We start from the raw sequence: 18004 nt of genomic DNA, 5'->3' as shown, positions 1-18004 counted from the left end.
CATCATTCTGTTTCTCTGGTTTCTTCATAGCCTGTAGTAGACTACCACTTTTTTGCATAAAAGTTTGAGATGGAGATGAGCTTATGACGGGTATTCTTGATTCTGTGAATCAGCGTACGCAACTCGTTGGTCAAAACCGATTAGAACTCTTAACGTTTCGTCTAATGGGACGGCAACGTTATGGTATCAACGTATTTAAAGTTAAAGAGGTGCTCCAGTGCCCTAAGTTAACTTTGATGCCCAATTTACATCGCCTAGTCAAAGGTGTTGCTCATATTCGTGGTCAAACCGTTTCTGTCATTGATTTGAGTTTGGCCGTGGGCGGACGTCCCACCGCGGACCTTGATAAGTGTTTTGTGGTCATTGCTGAATTCAACCGATCTATCCAAGCTTTCTTGGTCAGCTCGGTGGATCGAATTGTAAACATGCACTGGGAAGCCATTCTTCCTCCACCAGATGGCTCAGGCAAAGATAACTACTTAACCGCAGTCACCAATATTGATAACGAATTGGTAGAAATTCTCGATGTAGAGAAAATTTTGGCAGAGATTTCTCCGGTTAATGAGACAATGGATTCATCGATTGGTGAATCGATCGCCCAAGTAGAAACAGAAAAAGAGATCATCCGTCGAATTTTAATTGCCGATGACTCAACCGTTGCGCGTAAACAGGTTCAAAGAGCAGTAGAATCGATAGGTTTTGAAGTCGTTGCGGTTAAAGATGGTAAAGAGGCGTATGAAAAATTGATCGAGATGGCAGCAGAAGGGCCAATTTACAATCAAATATCTTTAGTGATCTCTGATATTGAAATGCCTGAAATGGACGGCTATACATTAACAGCAGAGATACGTAGAAATTCAGATTTGAAAGATCTATACGTTATTCTTCACTCTTCACTGAGCGGCGTTTTTAACCAAGCCATGGTTGAGCGAGTGGGTGCAAACTCATTCATTGCTAAATTCAACCCTGATGAGCTTGGGAATGCGGTGAAAGCTGCACTAGTTAACTAAAGAGAAATTAATGACTGCTATAACTATAAGCGATCAAGAATATCGCGATTTCAGCCGTTTTTTGGAATCTCAGTGCGGGATTGTACTTGGAGATAGCAAACAGTACTTAGTGAGAAGTCGCTTAAGTCCACTGGTTGCTAAATTCAAGTTAACCTCTCTTTCTGACTTGTTACGTGATGTGGTTACGGGGCGAAACCGTGAGCTACGAGTTGCAGCGGTCGATGCCATGACCACCAACGAAACACTGTGGTTCCGTGATGCTTACCCATTCACCGTTTTAGCGGAACGTCTATTACCCGAGGTCGCTGCAAATAAACGCCCTATAAAAATTTGGTCAGCGGCAAGCTCTTCAGGTCAAGAGCCTTACTCAATGGCGATGACGGTGCTCGAAACTCAACAGCGCAAGCCGGGTATGTTGCCGAGCGTAGCCATCACCGCGACGGATATTTCTGCCAGCATGCTGGATATGTGTAAAGCGGGGATTTATGACAATTTAGCACTTGGCAGAGGGTTATCACCGGAGCGTCGCAAAACCTTTTTTGAAGATGCGGGTGATGGTCGAATGAAAATCAAAGATAACGTTAAGCGTTTAGTGAACTTCCGTCCTCAGAACTTAATGGAGAGCTATGCCTTATTGGGTAAATTCGATATTATTTTCTGTCGTAACGTTTTGATTTATTTCTCACCTGATATGAAGTCGAAAGTATTAAATCAAATGGCCAGTAGCTTAAACCCCGGTGGCTACTTATTGCTCGGCGCATCGGAGTCACTGACAGGATTGACCGATAAGTTTGAAATGGTTCGTTGTAACCCTGGCATCATTTATAAACTCAAATAGCCACATTCTTACGTTGAGTTACTTGCTTACGTTTAGTTATTTGCCCAGCTTTGGCTGGGCTTTTTCTTTCCCCTAATTTCGTTTTGATTGTTGAGATTTACTGAAGTTGTGGGCGACAAGTGGATAAAGCGGCGTATATTTTGCTTACATTTCGACGGATTCTTACTTAGATAAAATTGTTGTAAACACGGTTCGTTTTTTTAAGTTGGTACGTTAATTGCTTTTAATATGAGTAGTAACAGTCAGTTTTTAGTGTAGAGGCAAACATGGCTATTTCTTTTGACAACGCATTAGGTATTCACCAACACACGGTTGGTGTACGTGAGCGCAATGCTGAGGTGATTTCCACCAATATTGCACAGGCGAACACACCGGGCTTTAAAGCAAAAGGAATGGACTTTCAAAAAGCATTGCAGGCGGCAAGTTCAGGGGCAAGCATTGGTCTTAGCCGTACGGATGGTCGGCATATATCTGCCTCCACGAAAGTAACTGGCGAGAGTCTCTATCGAATTCCGACTCAACCTGATACGGGTGATGGCAACACGGTGGACGTAGATTTAGAGCGTAACTTGTTTATGCAAAACCAGATCAGACACCAAGCCTCACTGGACTTCTTAGGAAGTAAATTCAAGAACTTAACGAAAGCAATCAAAGGGGAATAAGTAGATGAGCTTATTTAATGTGTTCAATGTGACTGGTTCTGCAATGAGTGCTGAATCTGTTCGTCTAAATACGACCTCAAGTAACTTAGCCAATGCGGATAGTGTGAGTAGTTCGGCGAAAGATACTTACAAAGCGCGTCACGCGGTGTTTGGTGCAGAGTTAAGTAAAGCGCGTTATAACCGTGATCATAATGTACCTGTAAAAGTATTAGGTATTGTTGAAAGCGATAAACCGCTTAACGCAGAATATAACCCAGATCACCCACTTGCCAACGATGAAGGCTATATTTACAAGCCTAATGTCAATGTGATGGAAGAGATGGCTAACATGATTTCGGCTTCTCGTTCTTATCAAACGAACGTGCAGGTGGCTGATGCAAGTAAACAAATGCTGCTGCGCACGCTGCAGATGGGTCAATAGGATAAGGAGGTAGCGTATGGCCGGAATAAATAACATTGGTCAAAGCGGCTTGTCTTATATTGACCAGCTGAAAAGTCTTCAAGACCAAAAGAAAACAGAAGAGACAACGGGGAAGCAAGATCTTAAACAAGAAGACTTCCTATCGTTACTCACCAAACAACTGGCTCAGCAAGATCCTTTTAAACCGGTCAGTAATGACCAGATGATTGCCCAAATGGCGTCATTTGCCACAGTTGATGGTATCGGCAAAATGAACACTCAGTTTGAGAGTCTCAACTCGTCGATGACATCCAACCAAGCTCTACAGGCTTCATCACTGGTTGGCCGTGATGTGTTAGTACCGGGAGCGGCAGGGATCAAAAAAGAGGGTGCTGGGATGGCTGCGATGGTCAAACTTCCTCAAAGTTTAGAGAACTTGTTTGTCCGGATAGAGAATGAAGCTGGACAATTGGTTCGTACCTTTGATGTCGGGGCTAAATCAGCCGGTGATAATCGCGTTGAATGGGACGGTAACGATCAAAACGGTAATCCATTGCCGGGCGGCAAATACCAAGTGAAAGCTTCGGGTTTGCTCGATGGAGAAAGCAAGGAGTTTGCGGTATCGACTTACGCAAACGTCAATAGCGTTCTGCTGGGTAAAGGTGATGGTAACGTACTGCTCAATCTGGCTGGATTTACATCGCCAGTTAAACTTGCTGAAGTACTAGAAGTTGGCAAAGCGTAACTCTTTATAGAGTAGATATGCTAGCTAGATAGGAGATTTTGGAATGTCGTATATATCATTAAGCGGTTTATCCGCAGCTCAGTTAGATCTGAACACCACCAGTAACAACATTGCTAACGCGAATACCTTTGGTTTTAAAGAGTCGCGAGCTGAGTTTGGTGATGTTTACTCAACCTCATTGTTTACCAACTCCAAAACGACTCCTGGTCAAGGTGTTCAGGCGAACAAAGTGGCACAACAATTTCACGAAGGTTCCAGTATTTATACTAATAACCCGATGGACTTGCGCGTTGCGGGAACGGGGTTCTTTGCGGTTGCGAAAGATAAGCTGACGCCTCAACAAAATGAGTTGACCAGAAATGGTGCTTTCCACCTCGATAAAAATGATTACATGGTAACGTCAAATGACGAGTTTTTGCTTGGCTATGATGTTAACCCTGATACTGGTGATGTTCTTTCGTATGAGCCCAAACCTATCAATATTCCTGCTCAGTTTGGTAAACCTAAACAGACAGCCAATGTTGAACTTGGCGCGAACTTACCAGCTAATGGCAAGTTAAAAGACCCAACCTTGTTTGATATTACTGATCCTGAGACGTACAACCGTACCACCTCATCGACAGTCTACGATTCGATGGGTCAGCCTTATAAGTTGACATCCTATTACCTCAAAGATCAGACGCAAGCTAACACATGGCAAACCTATTACACCGTGACGGATAAAACTGGTGAAAAACCAATCAATGTAGTTGGTGGTGATGCTACTACGCCGACGGGTCATATTGGGCATACCATGAAGTTTAATAATGATGGTACGCTAGCCAGCATGAATAATGGTCAGCAAATTGTAACCGAGCCTTTAGGTTTGGGGGCAAACCCAGTTGAACTCAACGGTGCTGATGCCAACCAAACATTGTCGTTCAGTCTCGATTCGGCTACGCAATTTGCCGCTCCATTTGAGTTGACTAAATTTGTACAAGATGGCGCAACCACGGGCTTTTTGACGAAGATCGATTTCGATGAAAATGGCAGTGTGCTAGCCACTTACTCAAATGGTCAAAATACCATTCTAGGACGTGTGGGGCTTGTCCGCGTAGCCAATGAACAAGGCTTAGATAAAAAAGGCGGTACGCAGTGGGATTCGACTCAATTCTCAGGTGATAAAATTTGGGGTGAATCAAACAAAGGCTCATTTGGTACCATCAGCAATGGTGTTATTGAACAATCCAACATTGATATGACTCAAGAGCTGGTGGATCTTATCTCTGCTCAGCGCAACTTCCAAGCGAACTCGCGTGCGCTTGAAGTTCACAACCAGCTACAACAAAACATACTGCAGATCCGTTAATTTTTTTAACGTCATCCAATGGCAATACCAAGTTAGCGGCAATGTTAGCTTGGTATTGTTGCCATCTGTTCGCGGCAATCTTCGTTATATCCTCCCTATTTTTCGTGCAATCACATTTAACCTATTGATTTTTATTTTAAATATAAGTTGGCACGTCAATTGCTTTTAATGATCGAACGATGATTATTGGAGCAGATTATGGATCGCGCACTGTTTCTCGCCATGAGTGGCGCAAAGCAAAACATGCAAGCCATGCAATTAAGAGCGAACAATTTAGCAAACGTCAGTACCACGGGGTTCCGTGCTGATTTGGCGCAAGCTCGCTCAATGCAAGCTTATGGCGAAGGGTTACCGAGCCGCGTGTTTAGCATGACAGAACGTCCGGGACATAATTTTGCGCAAGGCAGTGTCATTACCACAGGGCGCGATCTCGATATCACCATTCAAGGTGACGGTTGGATTTCCATGATGGATAAAACCGGCAAAGAGGGGTTAACCCGCAGTGGCAACCTAAGCATTGACCAAAATGGCATGCTCATAAATGGTAGCGGCCATCTAGTGCTAGATGGAACGGGCGCGCCAATCACTCTACCTATTCCATTGAGTAAAGTTGAAATCGGTAATGACGGTACTATTTCCGTTCGTCCGCAAGGCGCTCCAGCCGATGCGATGGAAGTGGTAGGTCGAATTAAACTGGTTCGCCCCAATAATCAATCCCTATACAAAGATACGAATGGTTTATTCCGTGCTAAAGATCCTAATGCAGCATTCGAAGCAGATGCTAGCGTAAAGCTATTAAAAGGTGCGCTGGAAGGCAGTAATGTCAATGCGGTGGGTGAGATGACTAGCTTGATTGAGCTACAACGTCAGTTTGAAATGCAAGTCAAAATGATGAGCACCGCAGAAGAGATGGACAAATCGTCCGATTCATTGCTTCGTATGAGCTGATAAGCGTTAAAGGAGATTACTATGCAACCTGCATTATGGGTAAGTAAAACCGGGCTTGATGCCCAACAAACCAATATTGCCACTATCTCAAACAACCTAGCGAACGCCTCGACTATTGGTTTTAAAAAGGGTCGTGCGGTATTTGAAGATCTGTTTTATCAAAATATTAATCAACCGGGCGGTCAATCTTCGCAAAATACCAAACTGCCAAGCGGTTTGATGCTTGGTGCGGGTTCTAAAGTCGTGGCAACACAAAAAGTGCATACCCACGGCAACGTACAAACCACGACCAATAGCCTCGATATGATGATTGAAGGTGACGGCTTTTTCCAAATCCTGATGCCAGATGGCAATATCGCTTATAGCCGAAATGGTCAATTTACCCTCAACGACGAAGGGGCAATTGTGACTTCCGGTGCTGGATATAATTTAGAGCCGGAAATTGTTATTCCACCTGATGCAATCTCTATTACTGTCGGTAATGATGGTGAAGTGTCAGTTAGGCTTCGTGGCCAGCAAAATAACCAAGTGGTTGGACAAATTACCACGGTTGATTTTATCAACCCAGGCGGTCTAGAGCCGATTGGTCAAAACTTGTATCTACCGACCGGTGCTAGTGGTGATCCACAAGAAGGGGTGCCAGGGCTTGACGGCCTCGGTGATGTTCGTCAATCCATGCTTGAAACCTCTAACGTGAACGTCACAGAAGAGTTGGTCAACATGATTGAAGCGCAACGCGTTTACGAAATGAACTCAAAAGTCATCTCAGCAGTCGATAAGATGATGAGTTTTGTGAACCAACAACTCTAATCATTAACTAAGAGAATGCTGCGATGAAACGTCTATTGAGTCTTGTATTGGTTACTGCTTTGTCTGGTTGCTCGTTAATGCCGCCACCGGTCGATACTCCTGAAGTGGTTCAAGGTACAACCGTGGTGGACGCGGTTGAAGGGGATAAGTCTGCAGAAGAAGGTTCTGGTTTACTGGACTCAATGCGTAAGCGTTCCGATCCCGTAGCCGGTGATCCTGCTTGGGCCCCTATCCACCCAAAACAGAAACCGGAACATTATGCCGCGGAAACTGGTTCACTGTTTAATTTGGCACAAATGAACAGTCTTTATGATGATTCAAAACCGCGTGGCATTGGCGATATTATTACCGTCAATCTTGATGAAAGTACTAAAGCGGCCAAGAGTGCTGATGCGGATCTATCCAAATCCAATGATGCGTCTATGGATCCACTCGCTGTCGGCGGTAAAGATCTCACTGTGGGTGATTACAATTTCTCTTATGCGTTGAAAAATGACAACAAGTTCAATGGCAGTTCTGCAGCCAACCAAAGTAACAGTATTTCTGGTTCGATCACGGTTGAAGTGATTGAAGTACTCGCCAACGGCAACTTAGTCATCCGTGGTGAAAAATGGCTCACACTGAACACTGGCGATGAATACATTCGCTTAAGCGGTACCATTCGTCCCGATGATATCGACTTTGACAACACCATTGCTTCTACTCGTATTTCTAATGCACGCATCCAATATTCAGGCACAGGCACCAATCAAGATATGCAAGAACCTGGATTCTTGGCACGATTCTTTAATGTCTCTCTGTAACGCCGGAGTTCTGGCGTAAAGAAACGTAGAAATTAAGGTACTAGACCATGAAAAAATTCACCCTGCTTGTTTTAAGTCTGTTGCTCATCGCAACCCATGCACAAGCGGCCCGTATCAAAGATGTCTCTCAAGTTGCGGGCGTGCGGAGTAACCAATTAGTGGGTTATGGTCTAGTCACTGGGCTACCGGGAACGGGCGAATCGACACCGTTCACCGACCAAAGTTTTAACGCCATGTTGCAAAATTTCGGCATTCAATTGCCGCCGGGCACTAAACCGAAAACAAAGAACGTTGCCGCCGTGATTGTCACGGCCGAATTACCGGCGTTTTCCAAGCAAGGTCAAAGTGTCGATGTCACCGTTTCTTCTATCGGCTCTGCTAAAAGTTTACGTGGCGGCACTCTAATGCAAACCTTCCTTAAGGGGTTGGATGGTCAAATTTACGCCGTGGCCCAAGGTAATTTAGTGGTCAGTGGTTTTAGTGCCACCGGTGCTGATGGTTCTAAAATTGTCGGCAATAACCCAACGGTTGGCCTGATTTCAGGCGGCGCTATGGTGGAACGCGAAGTGCCAACACCTTTTAGCCGTGGCGATTTTATTACCTTCAATTTGCTTGAATCTGACTTCACCACGGCGCAACGTATGGCAGATGCAGTGAATAACTTCCTAGGCCCAGAGATGGCGACCGCGGTTGATGCAACGTCAGTACGTATCCGTGCACCACGAGATGTTGGGCAGCGCGTCGCGTTTCTTTCTGCAATCGAAAATGTTGAGTTTGATCCTGCAGATGGCTCAGCCAAAATCATCGTTAATTCTCGAACTGGCACCATTGTTGTCGGCCAGCATGTGCGCTTAAAACCTGCTGCGGTGACGCACGGTGGTATGACTGTTGCCATTAAAGAGAATTTGAATGTCAGTCAGCCCAATGCGTTAGCGGGTGGTCAGACAGCTGTGGTGCCTAATAGCCAAATAGAAGTGTCTGAAGCACAAGGTAAAATGTTTAAATTTGAACCGGGTTTGACTTTGGATGATTTAGTGCGCGCGGTCAACGAAGTGGGCGCAGCTCCTTCAGATTTGATGGCGATTTTGCAAGCATTGAAACAAGCTGGCGCGATTGAAGGCCAACTGATCATTATCTAGGAGAGGAAGATGATTAATAATCCCAATGATATTGGCTTTATTCATGATATTGCTAGCTTAGATAAGCTACGTCAGCAAGCAAAAACCGGTGATAAAGAAGGCGAGTCAGCGGCGCTCAAGGCCGCAGCCAAACAGTTTGAAGCGATTTTTACCTCAATGTTGTTCAAATCGATGCGCGACGCCAATGCCGATTTTAAATCTGAGATGTTCAACAGCCAAAACGAAGATTTCTATCGACAAATGCTTGATGAACAAATGTCGAGCGAGCTCAGTGCCTCCGGTTCTTTAGGGCTTGCCGATATGATTGTGGCGCAGCTCAGTCAGGCTAACGGCACCTCGAAAAACGATCCATCAATAACCGACCCGACGCAAGATGGTTTCCAAGAAGCCATGCGCCGTATAGAACGCAGTAACAACCGCCGCCTCTCAACGCAAGAAACGATCGAACCTAGCAAGGTCGAATCGAGTCGATTTGATTCGCCGCAAGCGTTTGTGGCTTCAATGAAACCTTATGCTGAAAAAGCAGCGCGGGCATTAGGTGTTGACTCTTCACTGCTACTTGCTCAAGCGGCATTAGAAACCGGATGGGGACAAAAAGTTGTTCAAAATGCTCGTGGTAGCAGTAATAACTTATTCAACATCAAAGCGGATAAAAGTTGGTTAGGTGAGAAAGTGGCGACGCAAACTCTTGAATATCATGATAATACACCCGTGATGGAAAAAGCTGCGTTCCGTTCTTATGGAAATTATCAAGACAGTTTTAATGACTATGTTCGTTTTCTCAATGACAATCCGCGCTACACTGTGGCGCTGAACCATAATGGCAGCGATGAGTCTTTCATTCGTGGCCTGCACGCTGCTGGTTACGCGACGGACCCGTACTATGCTGAAAAAGTGCTGAGAGTAAAATCTCAAATTGAAGCAATGGAATAACCCCTCTAAAGCCAGCTTTGCTGGCTTTTATCTTTCCTTTGTTTTGTCTAATCTCCTCTTTGAAACTCCTTTGGCATACATATTGCAATTACTAACTTAGATATTCAGTAACCACTGATTTGATTAGGTTTTCGGGGGCAGTATGGCGTCGGATCTTCTGAATCTAGGTACCCAAAGTGTACTTACCGCTCAGAGACAACTCAGCACCACAGGTCATAACATTTCTAATGTTAATACAGAAGGTTACAGCCGTCAGTCTGTGATCCAAGGGACCAATACGCCTCGCCAATACGGTGGTGAAACCTACGGTATGGGCGTACATGTGGAAAAAGTTCGCCGCTCATGGGATCAATTTGCCGTTAATGAATTAAACCTATCTACCACCAGCTTTTCTTTTAAGCGTGACGACGAAGAAAATTTAGACATGCTTTCAAAGTTATTGTCGTCAGTGGCCTCGAAAAAAATCCCTGAAAACTTAAACGAATGGTTTGATGCGATTAAAACCCTCGCCGACAGCCCGAATGATGTAGGTGCGCGTAAAGTTGTACTTGAGAAAGCGGATCTGATCACTCAAAACATGAATGATTTTCACGAGAACATTCGCCGCCAATCTGATGCGACCAACAAAGGGCTAGATGTTGCCGTTGAGCGTATTAACCAATTGGCGCTTGAGCTGCGAGATTTACAGCGCTTAATGATGCGCACTCCTGGTCCTCACAATGACTTAATGGACCAGCATGAAAAATTGGTGGCTGAGCTGTCTGAATACACCAAGGTCACCGTGACGCCACGTAAAAATGCTGAAGGGTTTAACATCCATATCGGGAGCGGGCACACGCTCGTCTCAGGTACAGAAGCCAGCCAAATGAAGATGGTTGATGGTTATCCTGATGTGAGTCAGCGCCGCTTGGCCATGATTGAAGGCAAAGGGATCAAGACCATTACCACTGAGGATATTGGCGGTAAGTTAAGTGCGCTGTTTACGATGCGAGATAAGCACATTCCTTACCTAATGGATGAACTTGGCCGCATGGCAACATCTTTCTCTTATGAAGTTAACAAATTGCAATCACAAGGCTTGGACTTACGTGGCAATGTAGGAAGAGCGTTGTTTACGGATGTGAACTCTGAAGTCAATGCCCGCTCGCGAGCGATCATCGCTGGCAATTCAAAAGCCGATATGGCGGTCTATATCGAAGATACTTCAGCGTTGAAAAGTGGTGAATACTCCCTACAGTACAACGGCAGCAATTATACCGTATTAAAGCCAACGGGCGAGCGGGTTAACGTTCCGGTCGTTGGCAGCAGTTTATTTTTAGATGGAATGCGAGTTGAGATTCGCAACGCCCCTCAAGCAGGGGAGCGCATATTGCTGCGTCCAACGCGTAATGGTGCCGCTATTATGAAAATGGCGACCAACGATCCGACAGCCATTGCCGCACAAAGTTATGAAGCCTCCACCACTTTTGCCCAAGGGCAGGCAAAATTTAATATTTTATCGGCAGGTGGGTTGCGTGAATTTGAAGTGGTGATCTCACCAACGGGCGATCAATTTGCGGTCACGGATACCAAAGGCAACGTGCTGCTAGAACCACAGGCCTACCCACCATCGAATTCGATTACTGTGCTTGGTACAACGTTTGAATTGACGGCTGGCGCGCTACCCAATGATAAATTTACGGCAAACCTTGTCCCCTCAGAAGGTGATAACGGCAATTTACGTAAGATGCAGCAAATTCAAACGGAGAAAAAACTCAACGACGGTGAAACGACCGTGCTCGGGGTTTATCACGATCTCAATACGGATTTTGGTTTGCAGCTGGCCACCGCGTCACGCTTAAGTGATGTGGCCAGGCTTGAAAAAGAGTCAGCGCAGGAGCGCATTGCGTCCATTTCCGGAGTCAACCTTGATGAGGAAGCCGCGAACATGATGAAGTTCCAACAAGCTTATATGGCTTCCTCACGCATCATGCAGGTGGCTAATGATACTTTCAACACGATTTTGCAGCTGAGATAGGAGGCGATAAATGTTAACCAGAATATCGAGCTTCCATAACTATCAATCGGTGCAAAACGATATGCGCCGTCAAGAATCAAAGATCCATCATAACCAAGCGCAGCTAGCGTCGGGTAAGAAGTTGCTTTCGGCCAGTGATAGCCCATTAGCCACTCATTACATCCAAAAAGTAGGGCAGCAAGAAGAGCAATTACGCCAATATCTTGATGCAATAGTGCTGGTTCGAAACCGCTTAGAACATCAAGAAGTAATCATTGCCAATGCGGAAAGCTCGACCGATGAGGCAAAGCGTACGGTCATGGAAATGATTAACGGCTCATTCTCTCCAGAAGATAGAGAAGCGAAAGCGCGTGAGCTGCAAGAGATGTTCAACAACTTAATTGAACTAGCAAATACGCAAGATGAGTCCGGTAACTACATGTTTGCCGGCACCAAGCCGAAGAATCAGCCTTTCTTTAGAGATAATGCCAGTAACGTGACTTATTCCGGCGATGATTATCAGCGCAAAATGCGTATCTCCAACAGCTTAGAGATCCCGTTCAATAATCCGGGTAATAAAGTGTTTATGGAGATTGATAACCCGTTTGGTAACTACGAACCAAACTATCAATTAAACGAAGGTTCAGAGTTACTGCTCGAGCGCGCAACCAATTTAGACTCGAATGATACATCACGCTATACCGTGACGTTTGTTGATATGGCTAACGGCAAATATGGTTACCAATTAGAGAAAGATGGCAGCGTGGTACAGGCCGATGAGTTTGATCCACAAAAAGGCATTCGATATCAAGATCTGACGGTGCACGTAAAAGGGCAAATCTCGAAAGGTGATGTGTTAAGCCTAGAGCCGCGTTCAACCTTTACCTTATTTGATAGCTATAAAGACGCAATTGAGCTCTCGCAGGGCTCCGTATCGGATGCGTCGACGACAGCGAAACTGCATCAAATTACGGAAGAGTTTCATGCCGCCTTTATTCATCTCAATAAAGTGCGTACTGATGTCGGTGCACGCTTGAGCACTTTAGATATTCAACAAGAACAGCATGAAGATTTCAAAATCAGTTTAGCGAAATCAAAAAGTAACTTTGAAGATCTCGATTACGCAGAAGCGGTGATTGAATTTAATGAGAATTCACGTGCGTTGCAGGCTTCACAACTGGCTTTTGGTAAAACGAAAGATTTGACCCTTTTCAACTATATCTAATCTTCAATGCCTTATGTGCTAAGCCATATGCGCGAAGAGTGGAATGTGTTGAAAAATTGGCCTGGAAATTGCTCATCTATTATCGAGAGATAAAGAGGCAATAGAGCGGCAAACGAAAGTGGCAACTCTGTTGCTAACGAGAAAAAACTGGATGCTCACTCACAAAGATAGAATGAATGAATTTCTTCTAAGTGATTAAAAAACAAAGAATATTAATTTTAATATCAGATGTTTTAAAAGTTGGCATACTAATTGAATTGTCTATATCAGAGTTGATACAACAAGTTTTTAAATCGGCAAATAGCGGATTTAGCAAGTTCACGGTCAGTGCTTCCAAATGAGAGTAAAGCTGGCCGCTTCGCAAAAAGCTTGCGAACTCACTAGGAGAGCAAACTATGACCATTACAGTAAATACTAACGTCTCAGCAATGACTGCTCAGCGTTACCTTAATAAAGCGACGGGTGAATTAAATACCTCGATGGAACGTTTATCATCAGGTAATAAAATCAACAGCGCTAAAGATGATGCGGCAGGCTTACAAATTTCAAACCGCTTAACCGCTCAGTCTCGTGGCCTAGATGTGGCAATGCGTAATGCCAACGACGGTATTTCGATTGCTCAGACCGCGGAAGGGGCAATGAATGAGTCGACCAGTATCTTGCAACGTATGCGTGATCTTGCTCTTCAATCAGCAAACGGCACCAACTCGGCGTCAGAACGACAAGCTTTGGATGAAGAGTCGACCGCATTGCAAGATGAGTTAAACCGTATTGCAGAAACGACCTCATTCGGTGGACGTAAACTGCTCAACGGCTCGTTTGGTGAAGCATCATTCCAGATTGGTGCGAGCTCAGGTGAGGCGATCATTATGGGGCTTACCAGCATACGTGCTGATGACTTCCGTATGGGCGGCCAATCGTTCCTTGCAGAGCAAGGAAAGGACAAGGATTGGGGAGTGCCAGCGGGCGCACGTGATTTGAAATTTGAATTCACCACCCAGGCAGGTGAGCTTGTTACTCTCGATGTGTTAGCCAAAGATGGCGATGATATTGAAGAGCTAGCGACTTACATTAATGGTCAAACCGACAAGCTTAAAGCATCGGTTGATCAAGACGGTAAACTGCAAATTTTTGCCGCAGAACCGAATTTACAAGGTGACCTTGCCATCTCTGGTGGTTTGGCAACCGAACTTGGTCTAAACGGTGGGCCGGGCGTTAAGACGACGGTTCAAGATATTGATATCACCTCAGTTGGTGGTTCTCAAAATGCAGTGGGCGTTCTGGATGCTGCGTTGAGATATGTGGATTCACAACGGGCAGAGCTCGGTGCGAAGCAAAACCGTTTAAGCCATAGCATCAACAACTTGGCCAATATCCAAGAGAATGTTGAAGCATCCAACAGTCGAATTAAAGATACAGATTTTGCGAAAGAAACCACGCAAATGACGAAAGCACAGATTCTGCAACAAGCGGGTACCTCGATTCTCGCTCAAGCAAAACAGTTGCCAAATTCTGCAATGTCACTATTGCAGTAATGTTAGGACCCTTCATCCAACAGCTCAGACGTGGGTTAGGTGAAGGAATCCTTGGCAAAGTATGATTATGGCCGAATATAAAGCTCTCTCAAGATGTACCCTGCTTTATAGTCATAGATAATCATGCGCCCCGGTCAGTCGGTAATGTGTTCATTTCTCTGATCTCCACATTGGCTCTGGCTACCAACTAGCCCCGGTTCTCTCAAAGGAAAAGGGGCTTTTCTTTATCTATAACTTCTTGCTCTCATCAATGCTCCTCAATCGCCCGTGAAGCCGACCAATCACGTCAAATCTTTAATGCTATTTTTGTATTTCAGCCAGTTTTGCAGCGTTTATCCCACTTTTAATCGATATTGGTTATTTTTTACGAAATCGTCGTTTTCCCGTTAAAGGATTCCTAACCGCAGTCGCTAATAATAGTACTTTGAGAGAACTACTTGGTTTTCCGAGACGTCGGAAACCGTTTGTCTATGACGCTAAGTCGGAAAATCAATAGGAGAACCACTATGGCGGTTAATGTAAACACTAACGTTTCAGCTATGACAGCACAACGCTACCTAAACAGTGCTAGCAATGCGCAACAGTTATCAATGGAACGTTTATCATCAGGCTTCAAAATTAATAACGCAAAAGATGACGCAGCAGGTTTGCAAATCTCTAACCGTTTGAACGTTCAAAGCAGAGGCTTAGATGTTGCCGTGCGCAACGCAAATGATGGCATTTCAATTGCGCAGACAGCTGAAGGTGCAATGAACGAAACCACCAATATTTTGCAACGTATGCGTGACTTATCTCTACAATCGTCAAATGGTTCGAACTCGAAAGCCGACCGCGTAGCGATTCAAGAAGAGATCACCGCGCTGAATGACGAACTCAACCGTATTGCTGAAACTACATCGTTTGGTGGTAATAAGTTGCTCAATGGTACTTTTGAGACGAAATCATTCCAAATCGGTGCGGATAACGGTGAAGCGGTCATGCTAAGCCTAAATAATATGCGCAGCGACAACGCAATGATGGGCGGTAAGAGTTACCAAGCGGCAAATGGACAAGATAAAGATTGGACCGTTAAAGCGGGTGCTAATGACCTTACCATTACGTTGACTGACAAACGTACTGGCGAGCAAACCATCAACCTAAGTGCAAAAGATGGCGATGACATCGAAGAGTTGGCCACTTACATCAATGGTCAAACCGACATGTTAAAAGCTTCTGTTGACGATGAAGGCAAACTGCAAATCTTTACTGATAGCAACCGTATTGATGGCGTAGCAACCTTTGGTGGCAGCTTAGCGGGTGAACTGAGTTTCCAAGCTGCAAAAGATGTGACAGTCGATACCATTGATGTCACCTCTGTAGGTGGTTCGCAAGAATCAGTTGCCATTGTTGATGCGGCACTGCAATTTGTAGACAGCCATCGTGCTCAACTGGGTGCATTCCAAAACCGTTTCAACCATGCGATTAACAACTTAGATAACATCAACGAAAACGTAAATGCTTCTAAGAGCCGAATCAAAGACACTGATTTTGCGAAAGAAACCACTGCCTTGACTAAATCGCAGATCCTTTCTCAAGCATCAAGCTCAGTGTTGGCACAAGCTAAACAAGCGCCTAATGCTGCTCTTGGTTTGCTTGGTTAAGTCGTTTACTTTTAAATTAAAAATCCAGCTTCGGCTGGATTTTTTTATGCCTCACTTTTCACGTGATCAAAGAATGGATCTGAAAAATCAATCAACGGTTAAAACGGGAGGAAAGGATATATTGTTATGAGGCGAATAAAACAAAACCCAGCCTAAGCTGGGTTTGAATTTATGGTGCGGAAGGAGAGACTTGAACTCTCACACCTTGCGGCGCCAGAACCTAAATCTGGTGCGTCTACCAATTTCGCCACTTCCGCAACTTGTACTGTAGATAGATTGAACATTGGTTATTCAAACTATCGTTGTAAATGGTGGCTACGACGGGATTCGAACCTGTGACCCCATCATTATGAGTGATGTGCTCTAACCAACTGAGCTACGTAGCCATTTGACAATCTTAAATCATGGTGCGGAAAGAGAGACTTGAACTCTCACACCTTGCGGCGCCAGAACCTAAATCTGGTGCGTCTACCAATTTCGCCATTTCCGCAGCGTATTCTTTAAATAAACCGAATGTTATTGATTCAGCTTATCTTTTTACGGTCAGCTTATCGCTAATCCTACAAATAATGGCAGGGCTACCTGGATTCGAACCAGGGGATGGCGGCATCAAAAGCCGCTGCCTTACCGCTTGGCGATAGCCCTACAAGATGATTGCTCATCTAAATAATGGTGCGGAAGGAGAGACTTGAACTCTCACACCTTACGGCGCCAGAACCTAAATCTGGTGCGTCTACCAATTTCGCCACTTCCGCAACTTATGCTGTAGATAAAATGAGGATTGGTTACTCAATTTATCGTTGTTATGGGTAGCTTATCGCTAACCATATGAAATATGGCAGGGCTACCTGGATTCGAACCAGGGGATGGCGGCATCAAAAGCCGCTGCCTTACCGCTTGGCGATAGCCCTACGAGATGATTGCTCATCTAAATAATGGTGCGGAAGGAGAGACTTGAACTCTCACACCTTACGGCGCCAGAACCTAAATCTGGTGCGTCTACCAATTTCGCCACTTCCGCAATTTAATTTTTCGATTCAACGAATCTTTTTCACAACAAGCGCTTGGCTTATCGTGTCAATAATGGCAGGGCTACCTGGATTCGAACCAGGGAATGGCGGCATCAAAAGCCGCTGCCTTACCGCTTGGCGATAGCCCTACAGGATGATTGCTCATCTAAATATGGTGCGGAAAGAGAGACTTGAACTCTCACACCTTGCGGCGCCAGAACCTAAATCTGGTGCGTCTACCAATTTCGCCATTTCCGCAAATTTTTAGTTATCGAGATGGTGCGGAAGGAGAGACTTGAACTCTCACACCTTACGGCGCCAGAACCTAAATCTGGTGCGTCTACCAATTTCGCCACTTCCGCAGCTCGATATCTATGTGTTGCCAGCCTTCGCTAACAACTAAATTATGGTGGCTACGACGGGATTTGAACCTGTGACCCCATCATTATGAGTGATGTGCTCTAACCAGCTGAGCTACGTAGCCATCTTTTTGAGCGAGACAATATAATACAATCCACACTCATGTGCCAATGGTTTTTTAAACACTGACCCATTTGAATAATGGCAGGGCTACCTGGATTCGAACCAGGGGATGGCGGCATCAAAAGCCGCTGCCTTACCGCTTGGCGATAGCCCTACAAGATGATTGCTCATCTAAATAATGGTGCGGAAGGAGAGACTTGAACTCTCACACCTTGCGGCGCCAGAACCTAAATCTGGTGCGTCTACCAATTTCGCCACTTCCGCAACTTAACCTGTAGATTCAGTGAATATTGGTATTCATTGAATCGTTGTTATGACCAGTTTATTCGCTAGTCATCTCAATATTGGCAGGGCTACCTGGATTCGAACCAGGGGATGGCGGCATCAAAAGCCGCTGCCTTACCGCTTGGCGATAGCCCTACACGATGATTGCTCATCTAAATAATGGTGCGGAAAGAGAGACTTGAACTCTCACACCT

The 18004-nt window shown here is 45.0% G+C and carries 15 protein-coding genes and 14 tRNA genes; 15 read left to right on the top strand and 14 right to left on the bottom strand.

Annotated features, from left to right (window positions below; genetic code table 11):
- Positions 1-83: 83 nt before the first annotated feature.
- From AACT21_RS13185 to AACT21_RS13115, 15 genes are all read left to right on the top strand, one after another.
- The gene (locus AACT21_RS13185; protein WP_013856249.1) at positions 84-1010 is read left to right on the top strand and encodes a chemotaxis protein CheV; all 927 of its coding nucleotides are present in this window, start codon (positions 84-86) and stop codon (positions 1008-1010) included.
- Positions 1011-1020: 10 nt separating this feature from the next.
- Positions 1021-1848 (top strand): protein-glutamate O-methyltransferase, encoded by an 828-nt coding sequence (locus tag AACT21_RS13180; protein WP_094164304.1) that lies wholly within the window; start codon positions 1021-1023, stop codon positions 1846-1848.
- A 266-nt stretch (positions 1849-2114) separates the two neighbouring features.
- Positions 2115-2510 (top strand): flagellar basal body rod protein FlgB, encoded by a 396-nt coding sequence (gene flgB / locus AACT21_RS13175; RefSeq protein ID WP_013856251.1) that lies wholly within the window; start codon positions 2115-2117, stop codon positions 2508-2510.
- Positions 2511-2514: 4 nt separating this feature from the next.
- Positions 2515-2931 (top strand): flagellar basal body rod protein FlgC, encoded by a 417-nt coding sequence (gene flgC, locus AACT21_RS13170; protein ID WP_010319383.1) that lies wholly within the window; start codon positions 2515-2517, stop codon positions 2929-2931.
- A gap of 16 nt (positions 2932-2947) precedes the next feature.
- Positions 2948-3655: a flagellar hook assembly protein FlgD gene (gene flgD, locus AACT21_RS13165; RefSeq protein ID WP_013856252.1), complete on the top strand. Its 708-nt coding sequence runs from the start codon at positions 2948-2950 to the stop codon at positions 3653-3655.
- A gap of 43 nt (positions 3656-3698) precedes the next feature.
- Positions 3699-5003 (top strand): flagellar hook protein FlgE, encoded by a 1305-nt coding sequence (gene flgE / locus AACT21_RS13160; protein ID WP_088732774.1) that lies wholly within the window; start codon positions 3699-3701, stop codon positions 5001-5003.
- Positions 5004-5201: 198 nt separating this feature from the next.
- Positions 5202-5951 carry a flagellar basal-body rod protein FlgF gene (flgF, locus tag AACT21_RS13155; protein WP_026027903.1) on the top strand — a complete coding sequence of 250 codons (750 nt, stop codon included), beginning with the start codon at positions 5202-5204 and terminating at the stop codon, positions 5949-5951.
- 21 nt (positions 5952-5972) lie between these two features.
- Positions 5973-6761, top strand: coding sequence for a flagellar basal-body rod protein FlgG (gene flgG / locus AACT21_RS13150; RefSeq protein ID WP_010319379.1), 789 nt, complete (start codon positions 5973-5975; stop codon positions 6759-6761).
- Positions 6762-6784: 23 nt separating this feature from the next.
- A complete protein-coding gene (flgH, locus tag AACT21_RS13145; protein ID WP_017045947.1) occupies positions 6785-7564 on the top strand; it encodes a flagellar basal body L-ring protein FlgH in 780 nt (259 codons plus the stop codon).
- A gap of 47 nt (positions 7565-7611) precedes the next feature.
- Positions 7612-8703, top strand: a complete 1092-nt coding sequence (locus tag AACT21_RS13140) for a flagellar basal body P-ring protein FlgI (RefSeq protein ID WP_013856256.1) — start codon at positions 7612-7614, stop codon at positions 8701-8703.
- Between the two features lie 9 nt (positions 8704-8712).
- Complete coding sequence (gene flgJ, locus AACT21_RS13135; protein ID WP_017045946.1) at positions 8713-9636, top strand: flagellar assembly peptidoglycan hydrolase FlgJ; 924 nt, start codon at positions 8713-8715, stop codon at positions 9634-9636.
- A gap of 142 nt (positions 9637-9778) precedes the next feature.
- Entirely contained in the window at positions 9779-11653 is a 1875-nt protein-coding gene (gene flgK / locus AACT21_RS13130) for a flagellar hook-associated protein FlgK (protein ID WP_017045945.1), read from the top strand.
- 10 nt (positions 11654-11663) lie between these two features.
- On the top strand, positions 11664-12857 hold the full coding sequence (flgL, locus tag AACT21_RS13125; RefSeq protein WP_013856259.1) for a flagellar hook-associated protein FlgL: 1194 nt from the start codon (positions 11664-11666) through the stop codon (positions 12855-12857).
- A gap of 395 nt (positions 12858-13252) precedes the next feature.
- The gene (locus tag AACT21_RS13120) at positions 13253-14392 is read left to right on the top strand and encodes a flagellin (protein ID WP_017045944.1); all 1140 of its coding nucleotides are present in this window, start codon (positions 13253-13255) and stop codon (positions 14390-14392) included.
- 506 nt (positions 14393-14898) lie between these two features.
- Positions 14899-16032, top strand: a complete 1134-nt coding sequence (locus tag AACT21_RS13115) for a flagellin (RefSeq protein WP_026029038.1) — start codon at positions 14899-14901, stop codon at positions 16030-16032.
- A gap of 172 nt (positions 16033-16204) precedes the next feature.
- On the opposite strand, the gene AACT21_RS13110 is transcribed toward AACT21_RS13115, so the two are convergent.
- The 14 genes from AACT21_RS13110 to AACT21_RS13045 all read right to left on the bottom strand — a co-directional run bounded on the left by AACT21_RS13110 (position 16205) and on the right by AACT21_RS13045 (position 17945).
- Positions 16205-16289 (bottom strand) — tRNA-Leu (locus AACT21_RS13110).
- Positions 16290-16341: 52 nt separating this feature from the next.
- Positions 16342-16418, bottom strand: a tRNA-Met gene (locus AACT21_RS13105).
- Positions 16419-16437: 19 nt separating this feature from the next.
- Positions 16438-16522: transfer RNA gene (locus AACT21_RS13100), tRNA-Leu, on the bottom strand.
- Positions 16523-16602: 80 nt separating this feature from the next.
- Positions 16603-16677, bottom strand: a tRNA-Gln gene (locus AACT21_RS13095).
- A gap of 25 nt (positions 16678-16702) precedes the next feature.
- Positions 16703-16787, bottom strand: a tRNA-Leu gene (locus tag AACT21_RS13090).
- Between the two features lie 81 nt (positions 16788-16868).
- A tRNA-Gln gene (locus AACT21_RS13085) sits at positions 16869-16943 on the bottom strand.
- A gap of 25 nt (positions 16944-16968) precedes the next feature.
- Positions 16969-17053 (bottom strand) — tRNA-Leu (locus AACT21_RS13080).
- A gap of 63 nt (positions 17054-17116) precedes the next feature.
- Positions 17117-17191: transfer RNA gene (locus tag AACT21_RS13075), tRNA-Gln, on the bottom strand.
- Positions 17192-17215: 24 nt separating this feature from the next.
- Positions 17216-17300: transfer RNA gene (locus tag AACT21_RS13070), tRNA-Leu, on the bottom strand.
- A gap of 19 nt (positions 17301-17319) precedes the next feature.
- Positions 17320-17404, bottom strand: a tRNA-Leu gene (locus AACT21_RS13065).
- A 45-nt stretch (positions 17405-17449) separates the two neighbouring features.
- Positions 17450-17526: transfer RNA gene (locus AACT21_RS13060), tRNA-Met, on the bottom strand.
- 78 nt (positions 17527-17604) lie between these two features.
- Positions 17605-17679, bottom strand: a tRNA-Gln gene (locus tag AACT21_RS13055).
- 25 nt (positions 17680-17704) lie between these two features.
- A tRNA-Leu gene (locus AACT21_RS13050) sits at positions 17705-17789 on the bottom strand.
- A gap of 81 nt (positions 17790-17870) precedes the next feature.
- A tRNA-Gln gene (locus tag AACT21_RS13045) sits at positions 17871-17945 on the bottom strand.
- Positions 17946-18004: the final 59 nt, after the last annotated feature.

Source organism: Vibrio sp. V08_P9A1T1 (genome assembly GCF_963874405.1).
In the GTDB taxonomy this organism is placed as follows: Bacteria; Pseudomonadota; Gammaproteobacteria; order Enterobacterales; family Vibrionaceae; genus Vibrio; species Vibrio anguillarum.
Note: the sequence above shows the minus strand (reverse complement) of the source record. Positions and strands in the feature narration are given on the sequence as shown.